General features: G+C 35.5%; 18 protein-coding genes. 12 read left to right on the plus strand and 6 right to left on the minus strand.

Annotation, left to right across the window (positions count from 1 at the left end; all coding sequences use genetic code 11):
• Positions 1–19: 19 nt before the first annotated feature.
• Positions 20–568 (minus strand): thioredoxin family protein, encoded by a 549-nt coding sequence (locus QOL71_RS02390; protein WP_283415371.1) that lies wholly within the window; start codon positions 566–568, stop codon positions 20–22.
• 88 nt (positions 569–656) lie between these two features.
• Here QOL71_RS02390 and QOL71_RS02395 point away from each other — a divergent pair, with 88 nt between their 5' ends.
• The 3 genes from QOL71_RS02395 to QOL71_RS02405 are packed head-to-tail and all read left to right on the plus strand — an operon-like array spanning position 657 to position 3069.
• Entirely contained in the window at positions 657–1535 is an 879-nt protein-coding gene (locus QOL71_RS02395; RefSeq protein ID WP_283415372.1) for a lysophospholipid acyltransferase family protein, read from the plus strand.
• On the plus strand, positions 1536–2510 hold the full coding sequence (locus QOL71_RS02400) for a glycosyltransferase family 2 protein (protein WP_283415373.1): 975 nt from the start codon (positions 1536–1538) through the stop codon (positions 2508–2510). It abuts the gene before it with no gap.
• Positions 2511–2514: 4 nt separating this feature from the next.
• Positions 2515–3069 (plus strand): 3'-5' exonuclease, encoded by a 555-nt coding sequence (locus QOL71_RS02405; protein ID WP_283415374.1) that lies wholly within the window; start codon positions 2515–2517, stop codon positions 3067–3069.
• Between the two features lie 134 nt (positions 3070–3203).
• Here the strand turns inward: QOL71_RS02405 and apaG are convergent, their stop codons facing one another.
• Positions 3204–3587, minus strand: coding sequence for a Co2+/Mg2+ efflux protein ApaG (gene apaG, locus QOL71_RS02410; protein WP_283415375.1), 384 nt, complete (start codon positions 3585–3587; stop codon positions 3204–3206).
• Between the two features lie 158 nt (positions 3588–3745).
• Between apaG and purB the strand changes: the two genes are divergently transcribed.
• The 9 genes from purB (at position 3746) to QOL71_RS02455 (ending at position 15954) form a co-directional block, all read left to right on the plus strand.
• On the plus strand, positions 3746–5173 hold the full coding sequence (gene purB, locus QOL71_RS02415) for an adenylosuccinate lyase (protein ID WP_283415376.1): 1428 nt from the start codon (positions 3746–3748) through the stop codon (positions 5171–5173).
• 62 nt (positions 5174–5235) lie between these two features.
• On the plus strand, positions 5236–5679 hold the full coding sequence (locus QOL71_RS02420; protein WP_283415377.1) for a hypothetical protein: 444 nt from the start codon (positions 5236–5238) through the stop codon (positions 5677–5679).
• Between the two features lie 49 nt (positions 5680–5728).
• Entirely contained in the window at positions 5729–9424 is a 3696-nt protein-coding gene (locus QOL71_RS02425; RefSeq protein WP_283415378.1) for a phosphoribosylformylglycinamidine synthase, read from the plus strand.
• On the plus strand, positions 9402–9542 hold the full coding sequence (locus QOL71_RS02430; RefSeq protein WP_283415379.1) for a hypothetical protein: 141 nt from the start codon (positions 9402–9404) through the stop codon (positions 9540–9542). The genes QOL71_RS02425 and QOL71_RS02430 overlap by 23 nt, the downstream gene beginning before the upstream one ends.
• Complete coding sequence (locus tag QOL71_RS02435; RefSeq protein ID WP_283415380.1) at positions 9514–9786, plus strand: hypothetical protein; 273 nt, start codon at positions 9514–9516, stop codon at positions 9784–9786. Before QOL71_RS02430 ends, QOL71_RS02435 begins: the two co-directional genes overlap by 29 nt.
• A 105-nt stretch (positions 9787–9891) precedes the next feature.
• Positions 9892–12789 carry an AsmA-like C-terminal region-containing protein gene (locus tag QOL71_RS02440; RefSeq protein WP_283415381.1) on the plus strand — a complete coding sequence of 966 codons (2898 nt, stop codon included), beginning with the start codon at positions 9892–9894 and terminating at the stop codon, positions 12787–12789.
• A 478-nt stretch (positions 12790–13267) separates the two neighbouring features.
• Positions 13268–14449 (plus strand): acyl-CoA dehydrogenase family protein, encoded by a 1182-nt coding sequence (locus tag QOL71_RS02445; protein WP_283415529.1) that lies wholly within the window; start codon positions 13268–13270, stop codon positions 14447–14449.
• A gap of 137 nt (positions 14450–14586) precedes the next feature.
• Complete coding sequence (locus QOL71_RS02450; RefSeq protein ID WP_283415382.1) at positions 14587–15159, plus strand: DUF1287 domain-containing protein; 573 nt, start codon at positions 14587–14589, stop codon at positions 15157–15159.
• Positions 15160–15303: 144 nt separating this feature from the next.
• Positions 15304–15954: a peptidoglycan recognition protein family protein gene (locus QOL71_RS02455; protein ID WP_283415383.1), complete on the plus strand. Its 651-nt coding sequence runs from the start codon at positions 15304–15306 to the stop codon at positions 15952–15954.
• 98 nt (positions 15955–16052) lie between these two features.
• Here QOL71_RS02455 and QOL71_RS02460 read toward each other — a convergent pair whose 3' ends face one another.
• From QOL71_RS02460 to QOL71_RS02475, 4 genes are all read right to left on the minus strand, one after another.
• A complete protein-coding gene (locus QOL71_RS02460) occupies positions 16053–18746 on the minus strand; it encodes a PD-(D/E)XK nuclease family protein (RefSeq protein WP_283415384.1) in 2694 nt (897 codons plus the stop codon).
• 289 nt (positions 18747–19035) lie between these two features.
• Entirely contained in the window at positions 19036–19455 is a 420-nt protein-coding gene (locus QOL71_RS02465) for a hypothetical protein (RefSeq protein ID WP_283415385.1), read from the minus strand.
• Positions 19456–19469: 14 nt separating this feature from the next.
• Positions 19470–20105 carry a 16S rRNA (guanine(527)-N(7))-methyltransferase RsmG gene (gene rsmG, locus QOL71_RS02470; RefSeq protein WP_283415386.1) on the minus strand — a complete coding sequence of 212 codons (636 nt, stop codon included), beginning with the start codon at positions 20103–20105 and terminating at the stop codon, positions 19470–19472.
• Between the two features lie 103 nt (positions 20106–20208).
• A complete protein-coding gene (locus QOL71_RS02475) occupies positions 20209–24597 on the minus strand; it encodes an Ig-like domain-containing protein (RefSeq protein ID WP_283415387.1) in 4389 nt (1462 codons plus the stop codon).
• Positions 24598–24629 lie beyond the last annotated feature (32 nt).

A 24629-nucleotide genomic window follows, 5' to 3' on the forward strand; every position in this document is an offset into this window, starting at 1 on the left:
TTTTTTTGTACATAATATCTTAAGATGCCTTAGCCTTCCAAGTATTAAAAAATTCTTTTACTTTTTCTAAGCTGTAACCGTTCCCCTCTTCCAAAACTGAGCTGTCCTGTGTGTGGATTTGTTTTCCGTTTTCATCCAAAATGATAAAAACAGGATACCCAAATTTATCGCCAGGATTTCCATAACCGGTAAAGATTTTCTCATTCTTATTTTCCGGCGACCAGTTCAAATGATAGTAGATAAAATTATTATCAACAATTTGCTTAAGTTCCGGCGTTTGTTGTACATAATTATTAAATCTCAGGCACCAGATGCACCAATTCCCTCCTGCTTGTATTATTACATTCTTGTGTTGTTTTTTTGCACTAGCTACAGCATTCTGAATGTCAAGTGCAGCGTTGGCTTCCGGATGATAAGGTTTAGGTAATCTGGCTTTTTCTTCGGCTGCAGCTTTTTTCTTCGCTTCTATTTGCTCTTTGGTCAAAGTATTTTCCTTAGTCTGAGCGTTAGTTAGAGAAAATAACAAAACTCCTCCCAAAAATAACAGACTCTTAACAGATTTTCTCATTTATTATCGATAATAGATTTTAATTAAACATCAAAGTTAATCAAAAATCCAGCCATTTTTCAGTATATTTGCCAATATTCATTATACATTGAATCAATTTTTATTCAGCATATTATTACTAATTTCCAGATTACCGCTTAAGGTATTATATTTCTTTTCAGATATAATGTTTTTTCTTAATTACTATATTATTGGTTATCGAAAAGCAGTTGTTCTGGAGAATCTTAGAAATGCTTTTCCTGAAAAGTCAGATAAAGAGATCAAAGATATCTCAAAAAAATTCTTCTCTAATTTTTGTGATTACCTTGCCGAGATGTTGAAGGCTTTTACAATATCAGAAACGGAATCTCGGGTAAGAATGCAGCATCTTAATCAAGATGTATTTCATCAGGCGAAGGCGGAAGGAAAAAATATAATCATGTTATCAGGTCATATTTTTAACTGGGAATGGTTCAATGCCTTAGCCACTCTTATTCCACAAAAAGACTGTCATCCGGTTTACAGAAAAATGAACAGCAAATTCTGGGAAGAAAAAATTAAAACCATCAGAAATAGATTTAATAATAAATCTCTTGAAGCCAATGAGGTGATTAAACAGATTTTCCGGGCGCCAAATGATGGTAATTCCGCATATATGTTTGTTGCGGATCAAACGCCTCATATTTCTCATGTTAATTATGGACTTAATTTTCTGAATCAGAAAACACCCGCTTTTGTAGGATATGATAAACTATCTACAAGAATGGATTTGGTATTTATCTTCTGTGAAATGAAAAAGGTAAAAAGAGGCTTTTATCAGGTTAATTATCACAGGATCTATCCCGATGGAGAAAAATTTGTAGAGCACGAAGTTGTAAAGAAATTTCATAAACTACTGGAAAATATGATCAGGAAAAGGCCGGACAACTGGCTTTGGTCACACAGAAGATGGAAATATAAAGATTCAATCAAAAATTATGACGAATAGATGACTGTCGCAATTGCTATACTCAACTGGAATGGAAAAAATTGGTTAGAAAAGTTCTTGCCTTCTGTTGTAAAATATTCTCAGGATGCGGAGATTTTTGTTATTGACAATGCGTCAACCGATGATTCTATTTCATTTCTAAAATCTGATTTTCCTGCTGTCAAAATTACTCAGAATAAAACTAATTCAGGTTTTGCAGCAGGTTATAACGAGGGATTGAAATCTATCAATGCGGATATTTATTGCCTTCTGAATTCGGATGTAGAGGTTACAGAAAACTGGATCTCTCCTATTCTTAATTTATTTTCTAAGGATAAGGACATTGCCGCCATTCAGCCGAAAATCCTGGATTATTATCAAAGAAACAAATTCGAATTTGCCGGAGCTGGTGGCGGGTTAATTGACAATCTATGCTATCCCTATTGCAGAGGACGTATTTTTGATGATATAGAATTGGACAGTGGACAATATGACGATGAAACCGAAATATTCTGGGCATCAGGTTGTTCATTGTTTATTCGATCAAAAGATTACTGGGATATGAATGGTTTCGATGAGAGATTCTTTGCACATCAGGAAGAGATCGATCTTTGTTGGAGATTAAAAAATAACGGAAAAAAAATCTATTATACCGGAAAATCCAAGGTTTACCACGTTGGTGGCGGAACACTTAACAAACAGAATCCGCAAAAAACCTACCTGAATTTCAGAAATAATCTCACAATGATGCTCAAAAACTTACCTTCCTCAAAAGCATTTTTCATTCTGTTTTTCAGATTGTCATTAGATGGGATTGCAGGTTTATATTTTGCTTACAAAAATGGATGGGAGCATCTTTGGGCTGTTTTCAAGTCGCATGTTGGCTTCTATTGGCAGTTTCCCGGATCAATTCGGCTAAGGCAAAAAAAGCAGATTGATCCTTATTATCAATCAAAATGGTTGATCTTTAAACATTTTTTAGGGTCTAAAAATTAATAAGATGGATTTTGTAGCTCTTGATTTTGAAACTGCAACACACGAAAAAAACTCTGCTTGTGAACTGGGAGTTTGCATTGTAGAAAATGGTCAGATTAAAGAAACCAAATCCTGGCTTATAAAACCGCCGTCCTTTCCATATTTTAATCATCATAATGTTGCAGTTCATGGTATTATGCCAGAAGATGTGCAGCACTCTCCCACTTTTGGTGATGTTTGGTATGAAGTGGAAAATATGATGTATGGTAATCTTATGATTGCTCATAATGCTTCTTTCGATGTAAGCGTATTGCGAGGTTGTCTTGATCATTACGGTTTTTTCAAGCCAAATCTCAATTATTTATGCAGTATTGGTGTTGCAAAAAAAGCATGGAAAGATTTGAAAAGTTATGGTCTGAAAAGTCTTGCGGAACAACATCAGATCAAATTCAATCATCACCGTGCAGATGCCGATGCAGAAGTCTGTGCAAGGATTTCCCTGTTGGGTTTTGAAAGGCTGATGATAACAAGAACCGATGAAATCAAAGATATTTTCGGCAAGAGAATTAAAATTTTATAGAATGATTTGGGCAGCTTTTCCGCCTTCCACTCCCGCTTTTTTGTTTTATTAAAAACAAAAAGAGCTCCGTTCAAGTCGGGCTGCGCTTTGCAAGGTTGGACATTCGTTTCTGTTCACCATGGATCATCCAAAGGTCAATTACTCAAAACTTCAGAAACAAGATTGAATTTAGGAATATCTACTTCAAAACTCTGCTGACTGGCATCTTCGAAGGTATAATAACCGTCCATGCTTCCAACACCTGATTTTACGATCACATTAGAAAAATAACTGAATTTTTCACCACTTTCGATAACAGGCGTCAGACCAATCACACCAGCACCTTCAACCTCGGTAAAACCGAATCCCAAATCATAAATTATCCACTTTCTGGAAAGTAATTTAACAGGTCTTTCACTAAGGTTTTGGATTTCAATATTATAACGAAAAACATAACGATTTTCAGAAGGATAACTGTTATGGTTATCATATTCTGTCGTTACGCTGACTTTGATTTCTGATGTAATTTTTGAGACCATTTTATTAGATTTAAAATTGGAAATACAAATATCCCGCCGAACTTTGGATTCGAAAAAAAGCCTTTGGTTAAACCAAAATTCAATATTTAATTAGATTTTATACAATCGGTTAATTTTCTTAAATTTGTGAATCTAATAAAAAGAAAGTAAAAAGAAAAATGAATTCCTACAAAAACCCATTGGAAGAGCGCTATTCCAGTGAAGAAATGCTGTTTAATTTCTCGCACAACAATAAGTTCCAGAACTGGAGAAAGCTTTGGATTGCCCTTGCTGAAATTGAAAAAGATCTTGGTCTGGACATTACAGATGAGCAAATCGCCGAATTGAAAGCCAATGCAGAAAACATCGATTACGAAAAAGCGGCTGAATACGAGAAAAAATTCAGACATGATGTAATGGCTCACGTTCACGCTTATGGTGATGTGGCGCCTTCTGCAAAAGGAATTATTCACTTGGGAGCAACTTCAGCGTTTGTAGGAGATAACACAGATTTAATTCAGATCCGTGACGGACTTTTAATTTTAAAGAAAAAGTTGGTTAACGTGATGAAAAATTTAGCAGATTTTGCGATTCAATATAAAGATCTTCCAACGTTAGGATTCACACACTTCCAGCCGGCTCAATTAACGACAGTTGGAAAAAGAGCTACACTTTGGTTACAGAGCTTGGTTCTTGACATCGAAGAACTTGATTTCTTCCTAGAAACATTGAGATTTAGAGGAGTAAAAGGAACAACAGGAACTGCAGCAAGTTTCTTAGAACTTTTCAATGGAGATTATTCTAAAGTAAAACACTTAGATAAAGAATTGTCAAAAAGATTCGGTTTCGAAAAGGTTTTCGGAGTTTCCGGACAAACTTATGACAGAAAAATTGATGCTAAAGTGGTAGCTTTATTAGGAAATATTGCTCAGTCAGCACATAAATTTACAAACGATTTACGTTTACTTCAAAATCTTAAGGAGATTGAAGAACCATTCGAGAAAAACCAGATTGGTTCATCGGCAATGGCTTACAAGCGTAACCCGATGAGAAGCGAAAGAATCGGAGCATTGGCAAAATATGTAATGTCTTTAACGACAAGTTCTGCAATGGTGGCTTCAACTCAATGGTTTGAAAGAACTTTGGACGATTCTGCAAACAAGAGATTAACAATTCCTCAAGCGTTTTTAGCGGTTGATGCAATTCTATTGATCTGGAACAACATTATGAACGGAATCGTAGTGTATCCGAACAGAATCAACAAGCATATTATGGAAGAACTGCCGTTTATGGCGACGGAATACATCATTATGGAAGAGGTAAAAGCTGGTGGCGACCGTCAGGAAATCCACGAAGTGATCAGGGTTCATTCTATGGAAGCTTCTAAGCAGGTGAAAGTAGAAGGTAAAGAAAACGACCTTATCGAAAGAATCCTGAATGACGATTCATTAAAACTGGATAAATCAAAATTAAAAGAAGTTCTTGATCCTAAAAACTTCATCGGTTTCGCACCAATTCAGACGGAGGAATTCATTGCCAATGAAGTTCAGCCGATTATTGATGCCAACAAAGATCTGATAGGATTAGAGGCTGATCTTAAAGTATAATATTGTATGCAGTCTTTTGGGCTGCATATTTTTTTAAGATTTTATTGATTTGTAAAATCTATATGAAAAATAAAAGTAGATTAATTAAAACTCTCTATATTATAATTAGCTTCTTTTTTGCAGCTACTTTATTGATTGGAATCATAAATAGATTGTTTTTATATAAAAATTACTCCGATCCTGCAATTATCGATTTATTCTTTTTGGCAGCTAGAATTTTCGAGTTTAGTTTTTATACAATTTCTTTATTGTTGTTTTTCAGGAAAAATAAATATCTTATTTTTTTTAATACAGGAGTTTTATTCTCAATTTTAAGTTTAATTTTTGATTTCTTCTTCAAGATCTACTATCAAGAAATTTTTAAAGAAAAAGATTTGGTTGAAAATTTAGGCTATACATTTGGATATTTAGGAACAATTGTTTTTTTTATTTATATTGTATACTTAATTAATAAAAATGAAAGTAAAATCAAGAATAATGAAATTGATGAAATTGGAGCCTATTAAAAAATAAGAATAAAATTATAAAATAAACCTAATAAATATCTGACATCTAATGTCTCAAAACAAAAGAATTTTCGTAGAAAAAAGAGGAATTTTCGATGTGGAAAGTCCAAAAATTTTTGATGAAGTAAAAGCGGTGGTTCCGTCTATCCAAAGCGTAAAGGTATATAACGTTTACGATCTTTTTGGATTAAACGATGGTGAATTCGAAAAAGTGGTCAACAGCACTTTCGTAGATCCTGTTACTGATATTTTAATCGAAGAAAATCCTGCACAGGGAATTCATTTCGCATTAGAATTTTTGCCTGGTCAATATGATCAGCGTGCAGATTCTGCCCAACAGTGTATTGCTTTACTGACTGGAAATGAGAAGTCTAAAGTAAGAAGTGGGAAACTAATCGAATTTGAAGGTGTTTCCGAATCTGATTTAGTAAAAATCAAAGACCTTTTAATCAATAAAGTGGAATCTCAGGAAAAAGATCTGTCAATTTTAGACATTCCTGCGGAAGAAACTCCATCAAAAGTTATTGTTCACGAAAACTTTATCAATTTTGATGATGCTCAGCTTGAAGAGTTCTTTAACAATCATGGTTTTGCATTAGGTTTAGACGATTTGAAATTCATTCAGGAATATTTTAAAACTGAACAGAGAAATCCTACAGAAACAGAACTTAAAGTTTTAGACACGTATTGGAGTGACCACTGTCGTCACACCACGTTTGAAACAGAGTTGTCAAATATTGAATTTGAAGGACAGTTCAAACATACATTGGAAACCATTTTCAATGATTATATCGAAAAAAGAAAATTCTTAGGACGCGAATTGAAACCAATCTCTTTAATGGATCTGGCGACAGTTTGCGGAAGATATTTCCATAAAACAGGTAATTTGGAGAACTTGGTGGTTTCTGATGAAATCAACGCTTGTACGATCCAAATCGAAGCTGAATACGATGGTAAAAAAGAACCATGGTATTTATTATTCAAAAATGAAACGCACAATCACCCTACGGAAATTGAGCCTTTTGGTGGCGCTTCGACTTGTTTAGGTGGAGCGATCAGAGATCCTTTGTCCGGACGTTCTTTCGTTTTCCAGGCGATGAGATTAACGGGTGCTGCAGACGTTCTGGAATCGGTTGACAAAACTTTGCCGGGCAAATTACCTCAAAAAACCATCACAAAACAGGCTGCAAACGGATATTCTTCTTATGGAAACCAAATCGGTTTAGCAACTACAATGGTTTCTGAAATTTATGATGAAGGTTATAAGGCAAAAAGAATGGAAGTTGGTTTCGTTGCCGGAGCAGTTCCTGTGGATTGGGTAAGACGTGAAAAACCTACAAATGGTGATTCTATCATTATTTTAGGAGGTGCAACAGGTCGCGATGGAGTTGGAGGAGCAAGCGGAAGTTCAAAAGAACAGGACGAAACTTCAATCCACACGATGAGTTCTGAAGTTCAGAAAGGAAATGCCGTAGAAGAACGTAAAATCCAAAGGTTATTCAGAAATCCGGAAGTAACGAGATTGATCAAAAAATCTAATGACTTCGGAGCTGGAGGTGTTTCTGTGGCCATCGGTGAAATCGCTGATTCTTTAGAAGTAAACCTTGATGTTTTACCTTTAAAATATGAAGGTTTGAACGGAACCGAGCTTGCTATTTCTGAATCTCAGGAAAGAATGGCAGTTGTGGTTGAACCAAAAGATAAAGAACAATTCATCAAATTCTGTGAAGCTGAAAATATTGTGGCTGTTGAAGTTGCAAAAGTGACCGATTCTGGAAGAATGCAGATGTTCTGGAAAGGTGATAAAATTGTTGACCTTTCAAGAGCGTTTTTAGATACGAATGGTTGTTCGAAAAGCCAGGAAGTTAAAATTACTCACCTTAATGAAGTAAAAGAAGAAACTCCGACATTCAATGAAGAGAATTTCTTAAAAATATTAAGTGATAAAAATGTAGCTTCTCAAAAAGGTTTGTTGGAGATGTTTGATTCATCGATTGGTGCGACTACGGTTGCGATGCCTTTGGGTGGAAAATATCAGCAGACTTTGATGGAAGGAAGTGTTCAGACATTGCCGATCATCGGAGCAAAAAATATCGAAACGGTTTCTTTGGCAAGTTGGGGATTCGATGCAGAGATTTCTAAGCAGAACTCTTTGTTGGGAGCTTCTTACGCTGTTGTGGAAAGTGTGGCAAAAATCGTTGCGATGGGTGGCGATTATAAAAATATCAGATTCAGTTTCCAGGAATATTTTGAAAAATTAGGTCAGAATCCTGAAAAATGGGGAAAACCTTTAGCTTCATTGTTGGGAGCTTACGATGCTCAGATCAATTTCGGTTTGGCTGCAATCGGAGGAAAAGATTCAATGAGTGGAACATACCAGGATCTGAATGTTCCGCCAACGTTGATTTCTTTCGCTTGTGCGAACGGAGAAAAGAAAAATATTATCTCTCCGGAATTTAAGAAGGCAGGAAATAAAGTGTATTTCTTCAATCATATCGCTCAGGAAAACGGACTTCCGAATTACGGCGCTTTAAAAACGGTTTACGAATTTATTTTCGAAAATATAAAAGCCGGAAAAATCGTTTCTGTAAAAACGGTAAAAGAAGGCGGTGTTGCAGTTACTTTGGCAAAAATGAGTTTCGGAAACAGATTAGGTGCTGAAATCACGGTTGACGAAAATGTTTTATTAGCTAAAAATATAGGTAGCTTAATCATCGAATCTAAAGAAGAATTAAGCTCTGTTAACCTTCAATTGATCGGAGAAGTTAAAGATTCAAATGTTATTAAAATTAATGATGTTGAATTCGCAATTGAGAAATTATTAGCAGCCAATACAAACACTTTTGAGAATCTTTTCCCAACGGTTGAAAAAGAAAAAATTACGGTTGAGATCGATGAAAAACTAAATTCGATCAACCCAAGAAATATTATTATTAAAAAGCATGGAATTGCTCAGCCAAAAGTATTTGCACCGGTTTTCCCGGGAACTAACTGCGAGTATGATACATTAAATGCTTTTGCAAAAGAAGGAGCTGCAATCAGCAGTCTGCCTTTGATCAATATCAATCACCAATTGTTGGACGAAAGTATTGACGCTTGGGTAGAAGAAATTAAAACTTCTCAGATTTTGGCTTTCTCAGGAGGTTTCTCTGCAGGTGATGAGCCGGACGGTTCTGCAAAATTCATTGTAAACGTTTTAAAGAACGAGAAGATGAGAAACGCAGTTCACGAATTGTTAGACAGAGACGGAATGATTATCGGTATCTGTAACGGTTTCCAAGCTTTGGTGAAGTCTGGATTGCTGCCTTACGGAAGAATCAAGGATTTAGATGAAAATTCTCCGACGTTGGCTCATAATGCCATCAGAAGACATATCTCTCAGATGGTAAACGTAAGAGTTGTGAATGACGAATCACCTTGGTTAAAAGGAATGAAAGATCAGGTGTTCACTATTCCGATTTCTCACGGTGAAGGTCGTTTCATGGCTTCGGAAGCGGAAATTCAGAAGTTGTATGAAAATGGGCAGGTTGCAACACAATACTTAGATTTGGAAGGAAACATCGCTCACGGAATGCCATTCAATCCAAACAATTCATTGTTCGGAATTGAAGGAATTACGAGTCCGGACGGAAAAATCTTCGGTAGAATGGGGCATCCGGAACGTTTTGCAGAAGGATTGATGAAAAACATTCCAACTGCGAATTATCACAATATCTTTAAAAATGGAGTGGAATACTTCAAATAATAATAAAAAGAAAATGACTGTCATCAATGGCAGTCATTTTTCTAATATGGAAGGTTTCTACGAAGAAGTTTCTCAACTTTTTATGAAAGATGAGAATTGGAAAGTTGGATGGATTTGATGATATTTTGTATGGTGTAGATACAGACATAATCTGGAAAAATTCCCAAAAGTCGAGAGAAGATTTAGGTTTTGATTCAACAAAAGAATTCTATCAAAATAAAATTCGAATTGGAAAGCCTTTCAATGTAAATTTAATTCAGCAAAAACTGGATGAATTAATTGACGGAAACGGGCAAACCTTATTTGAAATTTTAATTGAAATTATAGAATCGCATAAAAATATTACGCTAATTTTGGATTAGTAAGGGTTTTTGAATATTTAAAATTTTTTTTGAAAATTTCTCGAAGGATTTTTTTGTGATTTACTTTTAGCATAATCTTTGAATTAATCAGAAAAATTTAAGATTATGACTGTGGGAAATGTAAAATCAATTGTAATTAAAATTCTGAAATGGCTGGGAATTGGAATCGCTTCTATCTTATTTCTAATGTTTATTATCCCGATTTTATTTCCGGGAACCATTTCCCAACAGGTTAAGATCTTTGCGAATAAACATCTGGCGGGCGAATTGGATTATAAGAAAACACACCTTACTTTTTTCAGTCACTTTCCTTCTCTCACGGTTTCCGTAGACGATTTTATATTGAAGGGTTCCAAACCTTTTGAACAAGACACTCTGCTCGCAGCCAAAGAAGTTGCAGTTGGAATCAATTTGAAAAATCTGATTTTTGATAGAGATGTTAAAATTGATGAGATCTATGTGAATGATGCTACAGCCAATGTTTTTGTCAATTCTAAAGGAGAAGCTAATTATAACGTTTATGTTTCCAAACCGTCTGACAAACCAAAAGATACAACCGAAGCTGGCGCTTCCGTCAAATTGGATTTAATCAAACTGAAAAACTGGAATATCAAATACAATGATCACGCAGCCAATGTTCTGGTTAATGCAAAAGGTCTTAATTATACAGGAAAAGGTGGATTGAGTGAAGATATTTTCGATTTGGAAACAGACCTAGATATTGATAAAATTGATTTTGCCTTAAATCGAATCTGGTATGCACAGCAGAAAACTTTACACGCAGATTTGATTACAAGAATTAATACCAATGCATTGACGTTTGTGCTGAGAAAAAATGAATTGAGAATCAATGAACTACCTTTGAAATTCACAGGATTTTTAAGTATCCTTAGAGACGGTTATAATATTAATATTAATGCAGCATCGGAGAAAACAACCATTCGGGATATGATTTCGGTTTTGCCTCCGCAATATCTGGATTGGGCAAAAGACACAAAAATTGAAGGAAACAGCGATTTGTTTTTCAGTTTAAAGGGACGATTCAGCGAACCAAAAAAACTGAAACCTGACTTAAAAGCGAGCTTAAAAGTTAACAATGGTTTTGTTTCCAATAGTAATGCTCCGGTTCCGATGAACAATCTTAATATGGATCTGAATGTTGATTTGCCTTCGCTGGATACTGAGAAACTCCTACTCGATTTGAGAACTTTGAGTTTTGATTTGGGTAAAAACAACAGCTTTCGTGCAGTGGTGAAAACGCAGGGACTGAACGAAATGAAAGTCAATGCCAATGTAAAAGGTGCCGTTGATTTGGCAACTCTGGATGCAGCATTAGGTTTAAAAGATATTGAAATAAAAGGTCTTATGAATACTGATATTCAGTCTAATGGAATTTTCAGTTTAGACAAAAAATTATTTCCGATAACGAAAGGTTATTTTAATCTGAAAAATGGCTGGCTGAAAACAAAATATTATCCAAATCCAATTCAGAATATCAATATTTTAGCAAATATTCATAACACAGACGGAACGTTCAAAAGTTTAGGCGTAAAACTCGATCCTTTCAAATTTGATTTTGAAGGCAATCCTGTTTTCGTAACTGCAGATTTACAGGATTTTGAAGATTTATTATACAAAGTCAGAGCAAAAGGTGTTTTAAATGTCGGCAGAATCTACAAGGTTTTCAAAAAAGAAGGTTTGGATATCAGCGGTTTGATTATGGCAGATTTATCTTTGAATGGAAGACAAAGTTATGCGACAAGCGGACAGTACAGTAAACTTGATAACAGAGGAAATTTAATCCTAAAAAATATCAAAGCCACAACAGAATATCTTCCGAAATCATTCTATATCAAAGAAGGGAATTTCGAATTTGAAAATGAAAAAATGTGGTTCAGAAAATTCTATGGTAATTACGGGAAATCAGATTATTCACTCAACGGATATTTATTGAATACCATCAATTATTTCATAGAAAGAAAAGGAACGTTGCATGGTCGATTTCATTTGAAATCCAATTATATTTTGGTAGATGAATTTATGGCGCTGAAAGAAGGCGACAACAAAGACAAATCCCTTGCAGTAACTTATGCGAAGGAGGAACACCCGAAAAGCAGCGGTGTTGTGATTGTCCCGACCAATCTGGATGTTTCTTTGGAAGCTAATGCGAAAAAAGTAGAATTCAAAGGGCTTGGATTGAATAACCTTGCAGGATTGGCTTCGGTTACAAAAGGTGAAGTCTATCTTAAAAATACAACGTTTGATATCATCGGAAGCCGAATGGAGATCGATGCGAGATACCAAAATGAATCTCCGATTACTGCCAATTATGATGTGGCTTTGAAGGTTGACAACTTCGATGTTCAAAGAGCTTATAATGAAATTGACATGGTGCGTGAAATGGCGACAGCAGCGAAAAATGTAAAAGGAATTGTCTCATTAGATTATAAATTGAAAGGTGATTTTGACAGCAATATGAAGCCAATCTATCCTTCTTTGGAAGGTGGCGGAAATGTCAATCTGAGAGATGTAGAAGTCAAAAACCTGAAGATGCTGTCAACAATTGGTGATAATATTGGAGCCAATGCATTCAATAACCCAGATATGAAAGGCGTAAATATCGAAAGCCATATCAAAAATAATCTGATTCATGTTGAGCCGTTTACCTTCAAGGTTTCTATTCTACGGCCTACAATTAGCGGAACTACGAGTTTTAATGGTTTGCTGGATTTCCGGGTGAGAGTTGGTTTACCGCCAGGCGGATGGATTGGATTCCCGATTGTGGTGACCGGCACGCATGAGAAACCGAAAATCAAAATCTTCAGCAAAACCGGACAAGGTATTGTAGAAGCTTTGTATAATACCAAATCCAACAAAGTCATCCGTGAAGAAAAACGTGCAGAGAAAAAATCCCGGGTACAACAGCGAAAAGAAAAACGCGCTCAGGAAAAGAAAGCCGAAAATGCAGAAAAGCAGATTGATAAAGATTTGAAGAAGAAATAAAATGAAAGCTTCATTGGTTGGAGCTTTTTATTTTAAAAATATTTCTTTAACAATTTCATTCTGAAGAATTGTCAATTCTTCTATGTTCATATCTTAATAAAATTATAAACTGCAAATGTCGTGAATTTGTAATATTTGATTAACAGCATTAAAAAATAATACTAATTCTAACATCAATCTAAAATAAAAACTCAATTCATTACAAAACGACCGTTTTCAAACCAAATGACATTGGCGGAAGTCTCCTACGATTCATATGAAACAAAATGACTTTTACTTTTGTTACAAAACGAGGGTTTTCAAATCAAAGTAAAAGTCGATTGGTTACAAAACTTTAGTTTTATAAGCTCAGCCAAAGTTGTGCAGGTCTTAAAACGGTTTGCGGCACAATTATGACGTTTTTCAGAAAATGAATTATTTGTTAACAATCTATTTTGGTAATTCAGGAAAAGCTTTATTTTTAGGCAAAACAAAAATAATGTCATATTACCCTTTAACAAGCATACCAGATTACTATTCAATAGACGCTCTTTTGTCCGAAGAACACAAGCTTATCCGCGATTCTGTAAGAAGTTGGGTGGAAAGTTTTGTAATGCCACAGATTGATGAAGCAGCACAAAATCATACTGATATCCCGGGATTAATGAAGGAATTGGGAAATATCGGTGCATTAGGACCGTACATTCCTGAAGAATACGGCGGTCCGGGATTGGACCAAATCTCTTATGGATTGATAATGCAGGAACTGGAAAGAGGCGATTCGGCGGTTCGTTCTGCGGCTTCTGTTCAGTCTTCTTTGGTAATGTTCCCTATTTTCGAATACGGTTCCGAGGAGCAAAAAAGAAAATACCTTCCGAAGCTGGCTTCCGGCGATATGATCGGATGTTTTGGTTTGACAGAGCCTAATCACGGCTCCGACCCTTCTTCTATGGAATCCAAATTCACAGATCAGGGCGATCATTATCTTTTGAATGGTGCCAAAATGTGGATCACCAACGCTCCGGTTGCAGACATCGCTGTAGTGTGGGCAAAAGGCGAAGACGGAAAAGTACGCGGACTGATTGTAGAACGCGGAATGGAGGGTTTTACTACACCTACTACTCATAACAAATGGAGTCTGCGAGCATCAAAAACCGGCGAATTGGTTTTCAATAATGTGAGAGTTCCTAAGGAAAATCTACTTCCTAATATTGAAGGTTTGAAAGGACCTTTGTCTTGTCTTAACTCAGCGAGATACGGCATTTCCTGGGGTGTCATTGGTGCTGCGATTGATTGCTATTGTACTGCCGTTCAATACTCTAAAGAAAGAAAACAATTCGGAAAACCGATTGCCTCTTTCCAGCTTCAACAAAAGAAACTAGCTGAATTTTTGACGGAAATTACCAAAGCACAATTGCTTTGCCTACAGTTAGGAAATCTTAAAAATGCGCATAAAGCATCGCCTGCACAAATATCAATGGCGAAAAGAAATAATGTAAAGATGGCGATTGATATTGCCAGAGAATCCCGTCAAATGTTGGGCGGAATGGGAATAATGGGAGAATTCCCGATGATGCGCCACGCTGCGAACCTGGAATCGGTTATTACTTACGAAGGAACACACGATATTCATCTTTTGATTACAGGGATGGATATTACCGGCATCAATGCCTTTGGATAAGACCAAATCAATCTTATATATTTTTAACAAAACCTGCGGAATATTTTCGCAGGTTTTTTCGTTCAGATGTAAACCACAAAAAGCCACAAAAGATTTATTCTTGCTTTTGTGACTTTTGTGGTTTCAAAAAACTTCATATGAAAAATTGCTTCGTCATTCTATTCTTCGTTTCCATAACTATTTTTGGACAAAATTTTCAAACCAAACTCTCCAATGCTGCTATTAATCTGACTAAAGACAAAGTCGTTTATGACCCTACTTATTTTAATATAAAATATCCGAATGGCGATGTGCCTGCAGGGAAAGGTGTTTGTACAGATGTGGTCATCAGAGCTTACAGAGAATTGGGAATCGATTTGCAGAAGGAAGTCCACGAAGATATGGCAAAGAATTTCTCCAAATATCCAAAGAAATGGGGATTGAAAAGACCTGATACTAATATCGATCACAGGCGTGTTCCGAATCTGATGGTTTTCTTTTCGAGATTTGGGAAAGTAAAGCCTATTACAAATGATGCGAAGGATTATGTTCCCGGCGATATTGTAACTTGGGATTTGCCTAAAAATCTGACACATATCGGAATTGTTGTCAATAAAAAATCAGCAGATGGCAAACGATATTTGATTTCTCATAATATCGGAGCTGGGCAGGTTTTACAGGATTGTCTTTTTGATTGGACGATTACGGGGCATTATCAATATTCTAAGTAGAAGATATTGAACCACAAAAGTCACAAAAGACATTACTATTATGGATATTAAAAAGAACAAAAAAGAGTTTATAACCGGTACTTATTTTATCTTTTTGTTAATCTAAAAAACTTTTGTGACTTTTGTGGTTTATAAATATTTATAATGAAAAGGATTTTCCAACTTTTATTTCTGAGTTTTTGCTTTCTATTCCAGGCTCAAAACCTTAAAATCATTCAGAAACCGATTGATTATTCTAAAGAAAGAATGAAGCTGAGTCTGGATTATATGAAAGACCATCACAATTTAATCCAGAAAACCCCGAATATCACCCCGAATATCATTGTCCTTCATTACACCGCTGGTGGAACGATTGAGTCCAATTTCAGATATTTCAACAATTTATATCTGGAGAATCAAAGAGCAACACTCAAAAAACAAAGTTCTCTCAACGTTTCTGCTCATTTTCTGGTTGACAGAGACGGAACGGTTTATCAATTGGTTGACCCGGAATTGTTTGCAAGACATACGATTGGATTGAATTATTGCGCCATCGGTATAGAAAATATCGGAAGTAAATCTCAACCTTTGACCGATAAGCAAGTTGAAGCCAATGCAGAATTAGTCAAATATCTTGCAAAAAAATATCCGATTGAATATCTCATCGGGCATTCGGAATATGGTGTTTTTAGGAATTCTAAACTTTGGAAAGAAACGGATTCTAAATATTTTACAGGGAAAGAAGATCCGGGTTCTGATTTTATGAAAAAAGTAAGAGCAAAATTAACTGATTTGAAACTGAAAAGCCAACCTTAATATGATTCTAAAACTAATCTCAATATTGTCCGCAGGAATCTAAACTTAGCTGTAGAGATTCCTACGGAATGACAAACATTATGTTTATTAATAATAAATTACCAACTCACCTTCTCTTTTTCCTCAAATGGAATTTCAGGATTAAGAATTTCAAAAATTAAGTTCCTGATAGAATCCTCCACTTCCGAATCTTCAATCTCAATGAAGTTCAGTTTTTGTGGGCCATTACTGACTTCTGCAAAAGACCAGATTGCCGTTTCGATATTATCAGGATTGATGTTCAAAACGTTCCTGGTACAATATTTATAAATCGAAAGCTGCAAAGCCTGCTTGTAATCGTCTCGGAAAAATAATTCCGGAAGTTTTTCTTCTTTGTTTTTACCAAGATTAATTGTTAAATTTTTCGGTTTTGCCGTTTTATAATCAATCACTCTTGTAATTCCGTCCAATCTATCGATTCTGTCGATAAAACCGTAGAAACTGATTTTGTCAGTTCGATTTTCATCAAGGTAAAAATCACAGTTGATTTCTTTCTCCAAATCCAGAATCTCCAAAGCAGAACCATTTTTCACCAATTCCAAATCATATTCTACAATATTGCGCACTACCCTTTTAGCAATTTCTTTGTGGATGTAATTCATTCCCCGTTCATAAAATTCCTGCTGATGTTTGAGCTTCTCAATCGCAAAGTCAATCGCTGAATCTGTTTGTTGAAGTAAACTTTCTAAATCATTAAATGATAATAATTTATTCTTTATTGGTTCGTGCAAAAATTGCAAAGCATAATGAACCAGGTTTCCATAATTTCTTTGCGAAAGTTCTTCTTCGATTTCGTTGGTTTCTCTGGTTTTGAGAAGATTATTAAGATAGAAATCAATCGGGTTATAAAGATAGGTCACGAGATGAGATGGTGAAACACGGTTTTTCCATTCGTTCAAAAGTCGCATTACTTCTTCATTCTTCTCGATTTTCATCAGTTCCTGGGCAATTGGTTCCGAGGAATTTTCGATAATAATATGTTCGATATTGTGCGGACTTTCCATTTCCAATTGGGTGATAAAACGGCTTTTTTCGCCTGTATTAACACCGGAACTCAAAGCATTGTAAAGCAAATGAACATTTTCCGAATTCTGAATCAATCGGTAAAAGTGATAAGCATAAATACTGTCATTTTCAAGAAAAGTATTCAAACCAAAATTCTTGCGGACATCAAATGGAATGTAGGTATTTTGTGTATTTCCTAATGGTAATTTTCCTTCGTTGACGGATAACAATATTATATTCTTGAAGTTCAAAAGACGCGTCTCCAAAAGTCCCATAATCTGGAATCCCGCCAAAGGTTCTCCCACGAAATCAATAGTTTCCGAATTGACCAACTGATTGATGAGAACTTCCAAAGTTTCTATTTTGACATCAATCTGATAAGGTAATAATTGATTTTTAATGATTTTGAAAACATTCTCAAACAACGCAATATTCTCGTACTGAATATCATCCAATTCCTTGAATTTGAGCTCGTAACAGAACTTAATTAACAGATCTAAAAATATCTGATAGTTTTCCGGTTTTTGTAAAAGCTGAAAATAACTGAGATTTCCAAGTAATTCCTGTAACAAAGTTTTAGAAATATAAACGATGTTTCTTTCTTCTATTGCGAAGATAAAATTTCGGATAATTTCAGAATCTTTTTCGTCATTTGGTAATTCTTCCAAGATTGGCAAAACATCGGCGTAATAATAACTTGACGATTTTTTTTCCTGCTGTTTCTGAAGATAAAACAGTTTTTTTATAGCATTACTGAACGATAGATTCTTCAACGGAAATCCCATCGTAATATTCACGCTTTCAATAGCATTTAAACTGTCTAAAACGGCTGGCAAAAGATTTTCATCCAATAGGACCAAAGCTGTTTCTGATAATTCGTTTTTTGGAATTTTTTTCAGAATTTCGGGAAGAAATTTGGCTTGGACAATATTTCCCGAAACTTCGTAAGTTTTGATATTTTTTGGTTGTGAAAATTGATTTTCAATCCATTTGAAATTTCTATTGTCATTGAATTCTTTCCACTTCAACGTTTCTCGCAGGAACTTTCCGGATTCCTGTCTTTCGTCGTCAATATAATATTGGTCGGCTTGAAAATAAGTTTCCGCTTTGTTCCATTGCAAAAGCTGTCTTACCAATTGCTCTTCCACTCTTGACAACGCATTAAATCCACAAAAAACAAACTGCCGATTGGTTTGTTTGGCAAAATTTTCAATTCCGGAAAAAGCATCTTGATATAACATTCCGGAAGTAGCGAGATTTTCTTTTTTCAATTCTGATTTCAGAAGTGGCAGAAACTCGTTCATTTTTCGCCAGAAATTGAGGTTTCGTTTTCTTGGATTGTCATCGTCGCCGAGATTTTCTCCCCAGTTTTTGATGCGTTCTTCGTCCAGCATCCAAAGCAGAATTTTCTGGTCGTCGTCTGAAAACTTCATCATATCGTCCCAATCTTTTTGCAAAGTCGGAAACCATTTCAGAAACCCTGAAAAATCTTCGGAAGCATCAATTTTATTATAAATACGAAATGCGAATAACCAAAGCGCAATGCCTTTGATTTCTACATTGTCTGATAATTCTGCGATGAGTTCATCTATAGTGACGAAGTTGGGTAATAGCCCTTGGTAATGCTTTTCTTTCAGGATTCTTTTGATGAAAACCATTGGTCTTTTTCCAGGAAGAACAATATCCAATCCGGAAATGTCGTGACGATTTTCTAATAATTCTGAAATGATCTTCTGAAGAAACTGCATAAAAAAAGCCTTTAAAAACTTAAAGGCTCAATTTAATTATTTTTTTGTTGACTTGAAGCAAATTTTAAACGCAAAGTCCGCAAAGATGTTTTAACTACTAATCGTTTTTAAGTTCGCAAAGGCGTAAACTCATCAAAGGACTTGAATTCCTATGCAATGACAAACCTAGCCCCGATTGTAACGGCATCCTTTTTTGTTATTGCGTGGCTGAATGTTTTTATAAATGGCTTCACTTTGTTCGCAATAACAAAAAAGATATAGTGGAAAGCGGGATTAAGCTCCTAAAAATCTACTCTACAACTACTTTTCTTTCCAAGAAAGTGTTAGCTCCACTGGTGTCTTTTCCTGTCCAGAATTTGAATGTGTAAGTTCCTATTTTTGTCGGTTTGAAGTTAACTCTGCTTCCATCAACATAGGTTCCGCTACCACAAACATCATTGGTTTTGTAAGCGAAATTGGCAACTGTTCTTACAGAGTCGTTGGTGTACTGATAATCGTAGCTATAGATTCCTTCGCAGGTTCTGGTAAATGTGGAATATAACTTCATCTCCTGCGTAACGCCCAGCGCCATTGTATCCATCGGGATGTGAACGCTGTCTACCTTGGTTGCATAAACGTTGGTGATTTCCGAATAATCATCGTTGTCGTGGCAAGACATCAGCATTGTTGAAAATACGGCTAATACTGATAAAATAAATACATTCTTCATAATCGTTTCTTATTTTAGTTATTAAAATGACCTTTTGACAGGTAAACTACTTTTTTCGTATCAAAAAATTCTCCTTCGAAATAATTTTTCAAATTGAAAATCTCGCATTTCAATCCTGCAAGCTCTTCCGCGAGATCACCACCTTTCAAATAAAGGACGCCATTGTGCTTAGGATTGATTTGTTCTTTTTCAAATTTTCCTCTCAGCCACGTTAAGAAAACCGGCATTTGGGTTACCGCTCTGCTGACCACGAAATGAAATTTCTCTTTCAGCTGTTCAGCTCTCATATGATAAGCTGTAACATTTTTCAGGCCAAGACTCTCGGCAACTCCTTTTACTACCGTTATTTTTTTTCCGATGCTGTCCACCAGCGTGAAATGGACATTAGGAAAGAGAATAGCCAAAGGAATACCGGGAAATCCGCCGCCGGTTCCAATGTCCAGAACTTTTGTTCCGTCAGCAAACTCCATCACCTTGGCAATGCCTAACGAATGTAGAATGTGCTTTTCATACAGACTATCAGTATCTTTTCTGGAAATCACATTAATTTTTTCATTCCAGTCTTTGTACAAGGTTTCGAGTTCGGCAAATTGATTTTTTTGCTCGCTGGTAATATCGGGGAAATATTTTAAAATTAAATCTAAAGACATAAGGCGAAATTATGAAAAGATTTCTTAATTATTAATTACAACCAAATAAAAAACCACCAAAAAATGATTTTTGGCGGTTTCTAAATTTCAAAGTTTTAATGTGTTATTTTAAAACTTTTTTGGTCATCGTTGTATTTCTAGAATTCACTTTTATAATGTACATCCCTTCTGTAAGGTTCGTCTTATTAATCAAAACTTCTTTTTTTGCATTTTTTGTGTTGTATAATAATCTTCCGACAGAATCATAAAGACTTACTTCATCAATATTATCATCGGATTTTATAACAAAATTCTGAGAGTCTTTAGAAATAATAATTCCGTTTTTTAAAATATTATCAATGCCTAAAGTTTCCAAAGATTTGTAGATCACCTCGAATCTATCTTCATACTGTCCGGAGCTTGTGTAGAAAGTATAAGCATTATCTGTAATGTTGATGACTTTATTAAGATACTTATCTTTCAAATAAATTGCCTGGCTTGTTTTGAAGATTCCGTCCTTATCTGTTAAGGAAATGGTATAATTGCCTGATGTTGAGGATTTGAATCCTAATTTTATAATATCTTCTTCTGAGAAATTTTCATCTTTTGCCTGGATTGCCAATTTGTGATTGTCTAAAACATTCCAGAACGAGTCACTACCGATTGCCAACAGATCTGCATCATAATCGTTGTCAAAGCCATTAGTTGCATTTGGAACGTAGCCGATCAATATTTCATTGTTAACATTGGTTGGTGATTTGAATTCTAACCAAAATCTGTTTTTCTGAGAACTTGTCTTGTTATAATAATTTGCAGCATCAGAATTTCTCATAGAATTCTTGAATACCAAAGGCTGATTTTTTCCGGCTTGTTTAGTTTGAATTATAAATCCTTGACCGACAGAAATATTGCCATTAGGTTTTCTGTTATTGTAACCGAAATAGGTTGCGGATGTCCCTCCTACAGCTGTTGCGATTGCGTAATTGTTTCCGCTGTAGCCGCTACTCTGCTGAGATGTTACCTGTCCGTCATTATTAGTCCAGAAATATGCAACGCCATAGATTTTTGAACTGTTTTCTGCATAAAAATCACTGAAGCTAATATTAGAAGGATAAGGATTTCCAACTAAGTTATATCCTCTCACTGCGCTCGTCCACTTGAGATTGTACGAAGTAACATCGCCATTTTGAGGAATACCAACAAATTCGAATTGTGATGTTGCAGATGTTGTTGTAACTGTTTCCGGGAAACTGTTTTTTCCTCGGATCGCATATCCTCTTGCGGGTTGGAATACAGATGAAGAATTCAGCGTAATCTCATTTGCAATGGTTGTTACAAAATAATCATTAGCTTCATTGTAAACATAGAATCTGTTCCAAGGGGTTCCTGTTCCCGTTGTTGTTGCCTGGTTATAACCTTCGGAAAACTGATAAAGGTTTTGTCCTATTACTGGTGAAGACCAATAGTTATAACCCATTTTCGGGATAATGGCAGATTTTTTAACAGTTACATTTCCGGTATTCTGAGCATTATTCTTTTGTAAAAGGTTAGCATTGTGCTCTATAACAAATGAACCTGTCGCAGTATTTTTGTTCGCAATTTGTCCGTTAATCGTTATATATCCTCCAGCATTGACAGTCAATGTTCCTCCCGGATTAATTGTCAAATTATTACTTTCGAAGTTACCATAAGTTGCAGTATCGTAACTAGTTTCAATGATTGCATTCTTAGTTGCGGTAGGTATTCCATTATTCCAATGAGGATTAGCTGCATTTAGCCAGGTTGTATCATTAGAAGCAAAAACATAATTGTAAAAAATACCGTCAATCTCAGGGCCAGAGCCACCAGGAAGATACTGGAAAACATATTGTACATAATCCGTATTATAAAGATATAATCTTACATAAACTTTCTCACCCGGTCCTACTTTCAATGTATTGCTGAAATTTAATGTTTTCAGTGTATAATTGTTAGTGACCGTTCCTGTTCCCATTACAGTATAATCTGAAAAATCCGCATTTTTTGAATAACGCAATTCATAAATCGCACCATCAGTCCCTTTTGCAATATAGCTGAAAGTCTTTGGCTCAATTGTTTTGTTTGGACTGATATTGTCCAGGATGAATTGAGTGTATTTGGAAGTATTGATTGGGCTTCCTGTTCCATTATTCTGGCTTACAAGATAATAAGCCTTCGGATTGGTCTCACCACCCACATTAACAGTTACACCACCAGCAGTCGTCATTGTTGTTGAATTGATGAATGACTGAAACGTAGTTGCTGTAAAATTATTCTGATCCCAACGAATCAAAGGCGAAGTTGCGTTCGGAACATTATTGATACTTACAGTTGCTGTATTAGAAACGCCATATTCATTCGTGATATAATATGAGAAAGAATCTGTACCAACATAATCTTTAGCCGGAATATAGTTGATCGTTTTGTCAGCATTTAAGCTAGTTGTTCCATGAGACGGCTGTGTATATGTTAATGAATTAATCTTGTTGCTGTAATCATCATTAATCAAAACATTGATATCGATATCATTATTAACAATATTGCTTACCGTATCGTTATAGGCAATCGGCGCAGTAGAACTGAATTCTGTATATCCTGAGAACGCCGGACCATTAGCCCCTCCATCATTCAGCAATATTTGAAAAGCATTCCATGTATTATAAACATAGATTCTCAGGTAAACAATTTGCCCGTCTGTTGCAATTGGTCTTGAAAAGTTTGTAACAGAGATTGTAGAGATGCTATTAGTAATTGTTGTTTCTGGTAATACATTGTATGCTGTTGTGAAATTACTGTTCAAAGAATAGTCAATTTTAATTCTTGCATCACCTGATTCCATTCTGCAAAGAAAACTGAAATCAGAGAGGTATAATTTATAACCATTTTTCGGACTTATGGTAAACTGAATATACTTACTCTTATCAATTGTTTCAACATTTTTATCAGGCCAGCCTGTTGTGTGGAATGCATTATAACCACTCGCACTGATATACTGAACATAAGAAAGATTGGCTGTTGAAGTCATATTCCCAACCGTGATATTGTCATTGTATCTGTTTGGTGAAAAATCTGACTTGTTCCAACGTGCTAAAACCGAATTAACGTTATCCACAACATTGATGCTTACAGTAGCCTCATTGGAAGGTCCCGTTGCATTAACTGCTTTATATTTGAATGTATCTGCTCCTCCGTAACCGGTTTCCGGCTTGTAGGTAATATTTGTAGTTCCATTAACAGTCAATGTTCCATGTGCAGGTTGCTGGGTAATCGTAACTCCTGTAATAGTAAGAACAGAAGTGTCATTGCTTAAAACATTAAAATTTGAATTGTTATTCTTATAAACCGTATAGGAATCATTGTTAGCTACCGGTACAGCTGTATTAGGATCCTGTGCAACTGAAATGCTCACAGAAGCTTCATTAGAAGGTCCTGTTATATTGCTTACCTGGTATTTGAACGAATCCGCTCCTACATAACCTGCGACAGATTTGTAAGCCACATTGCTTGTTCCGTTTACAGTTACTGTTCCGTGTGAAGGCTGTTGAGTAATTGTTATACCGGTTATCGCAAGTGTTGAAGTATCATTGCTTAAGATATTAAGGTTGGTATCGGTGAAATTATAAACATTATACGAGTCATTATTTGCAACCGGAACAGCAGCAATCACATTTAAGCTAACTGTTGCTTCATTGGAGGATCCTGTGGTATTGACTGCTTTGTATTTAAATGTGTCCGCACCTTCATATCCGGATGTTGGAGTATAAGTTACATCAGTTGTTCCGTTCACAGTTAAAGTTCCATGTGCGGGTTGTTGTGTGATTGTTATCCCGCTTATAGCTGAACCTGAAGTATCGTTTGAAAGAATGTTCAGGTTGGTGGTACTATTTTTATAAACAGAATAAGAATCGTTGTTTGCTACAGGAACAGTTGCTTGAGTTTCAGTTAACTTTAGAGTATTAGCTTTGATTATCCAGCCACCATTCCAGTTATTACCCGACGAATAGAAACGTATAACAAGAGTCTGTGTTCCTGACAATGTTATATTAAGAGGAATATTCTTGGCAGCATTAGCATTAATCGATTCGTTATTAACCAATATTGTAGAACCTACATTATACATGTATGTATAATCATCTATGGCATTATTATTCGGTGCAACGTAATACCTGATAGTATAATGTGTTGGGCCAGGGTTGGTTTTGTCCTGTTCAAAAGCAAGATTAGAGATTTTTACCTGATTTCCGTTAGAAGAACTTACGGAAAATCCAAAATAACGATAGTGTTCTACACTGCTATTATTCCAACCTGTTACAGTCATTCCTTGTGAACTGTAAGAGATCGGGTTTTGACTAGTGGTAATAGCTGTTGCTGTTACACGGCTATTGCTGTAAGTTACATTTCCATTTGAGGTTAATCCCCATTTAACTAAATCTGATTGTCCAAAAAATAAATTTGCAAATAGTATTGCAAAGAATAAAAAATAGTTTTTTTTCATAATCGATGATTTATAAAAATTTGAGCGTGCAA

Source organism: Epilithonimonas pallida (assembly GCF_900182975.1).
GTDB lineage: Bacteria > Bacteroidota > Bacteroidia > Flavobacteriales > Weeksellaceae > Epilithonimonas > Epilithonimonas pallida.

Excerpts from the sequence above, each read along its gene's own strand:
- QOL71_RS02390 (WP_283415371.1), bottom strand. The coding sequence starts at position 568 with ATGAGAAAATCTGTTAAGAGTCTGTTATTTTTGGGAGGAGTTTTGTTA.
- QOL71_RS02400 (WP_283415373.1), top strand. The coding sequence starts at position 1,536 with ATGACTGTCGCAATTGCTATACTCAACTGGAATGGAAAAAATTGGTTA.
- QOL71_RS02405 (WP_283415374.1), top strand. The coding sequence starts at position 2,515 with ATGGATTTTGTAGCTCTTGATTTTGAAACTGCAACACACGAAAAAAAC.
- apaG (WP_283415375.1), bottom strand. The coding sequence starts at position 3,587 with ATGGTCTCAAAAATTACATCAGAAATCAAAGTCAGCGTAACGACAGAA.
- purB (WP_283415376.1), top strand. The coding sequence starts at position 3,746 with ATGAATTCCTACAAAAACCCATTGGAAGAGCGCTATTCCAGTGAAGAA.
- QOL71_RS02420 (WP_283415377.1), top strand. The coding sequence starts at position 5,236 with ATGAAAAATAAAAGTAGATTAATTAAAACTCTCTATATTATAATTAGC.
- QOL71_RS02425 (WP_283415378.1), top strand. The coding sequence starts at position 5,729 with ATGTCTCAAAACAAAAGAATTTTCGTAGAAAAAAGAGGAATTTTCGAT.
- QOL71_RS02430 (WP_283415379.1), top strand. The coding sequence starts at position 9,402 with ATGGAGTGGAATACTTCAAATAATAATAAAAAGAAAATGACTGTCATC.
- QOL71_RS02435 (WP_283415380.1), top strand. The coding sequence starts at position 9,514 with ATGAGAATTGGAAAGTTGGATGGATTTGATGATATTTTGTATGGTGTA.
- QOL71_RS02440 (WP_283415381.1), top strand. The coding sequence starts at position 9,892 with ATGACTGTGGGAAATGTAAAATCAATTGTAATTAAAATTCTGAAATGG.
- QOL71_RS02445 (WP_283415529.1), top strand. The coding sequence starts at position 13,268 with ATGTCATATTACCCTTTAACAAGCATACCAGATTACTATTCAATAGAC.
- QOL71_RS02450 (WP_283415382.1), top strand. The coding sequence starts at position 14,587 with ATGAAAAATTGCTTCGTCATTCTATTCTTCGTTTCCATAACTATTTTT.
- QOL71_RS02455 (WP_283415383.1), top strand. The coding sequence starts at position 15,304 with ATGAAAAGGATTTTCCAACTTTTATTTCTGAGTTTTTGCTTTCTATTC.
- QOL71_RS02460 (WP_283415384.1), bottom strand. The coding sequence starts at position 18,746 with ATGCAGTTTCTTCAGAAGATCATTTCAGAATTATTAGAAAATCGTCAC.
- QOL71_RS02465 (WP_283415385.1), bottom strand. The coding sequence starts at position 19,455 with ATGAAGAATGTATTTATTTTATCAGTATTAGCCGTATTTTCAACAATG.
- rsmG (WP_283415386.1), bottom strand. The coding sequence starts at position 20,105 with ATGTCTTTAGATTTAATTTTAAAATATTTCCCCGATATTACCAGCGAG.
- QOL71_RS02475 (WP_283415387.1), bottom strand. The coding sequence starts at position 24,597 with ATGAAAAAAAACTATTTTTTATTCTTTGCAATACTATTTGCAAATTTA.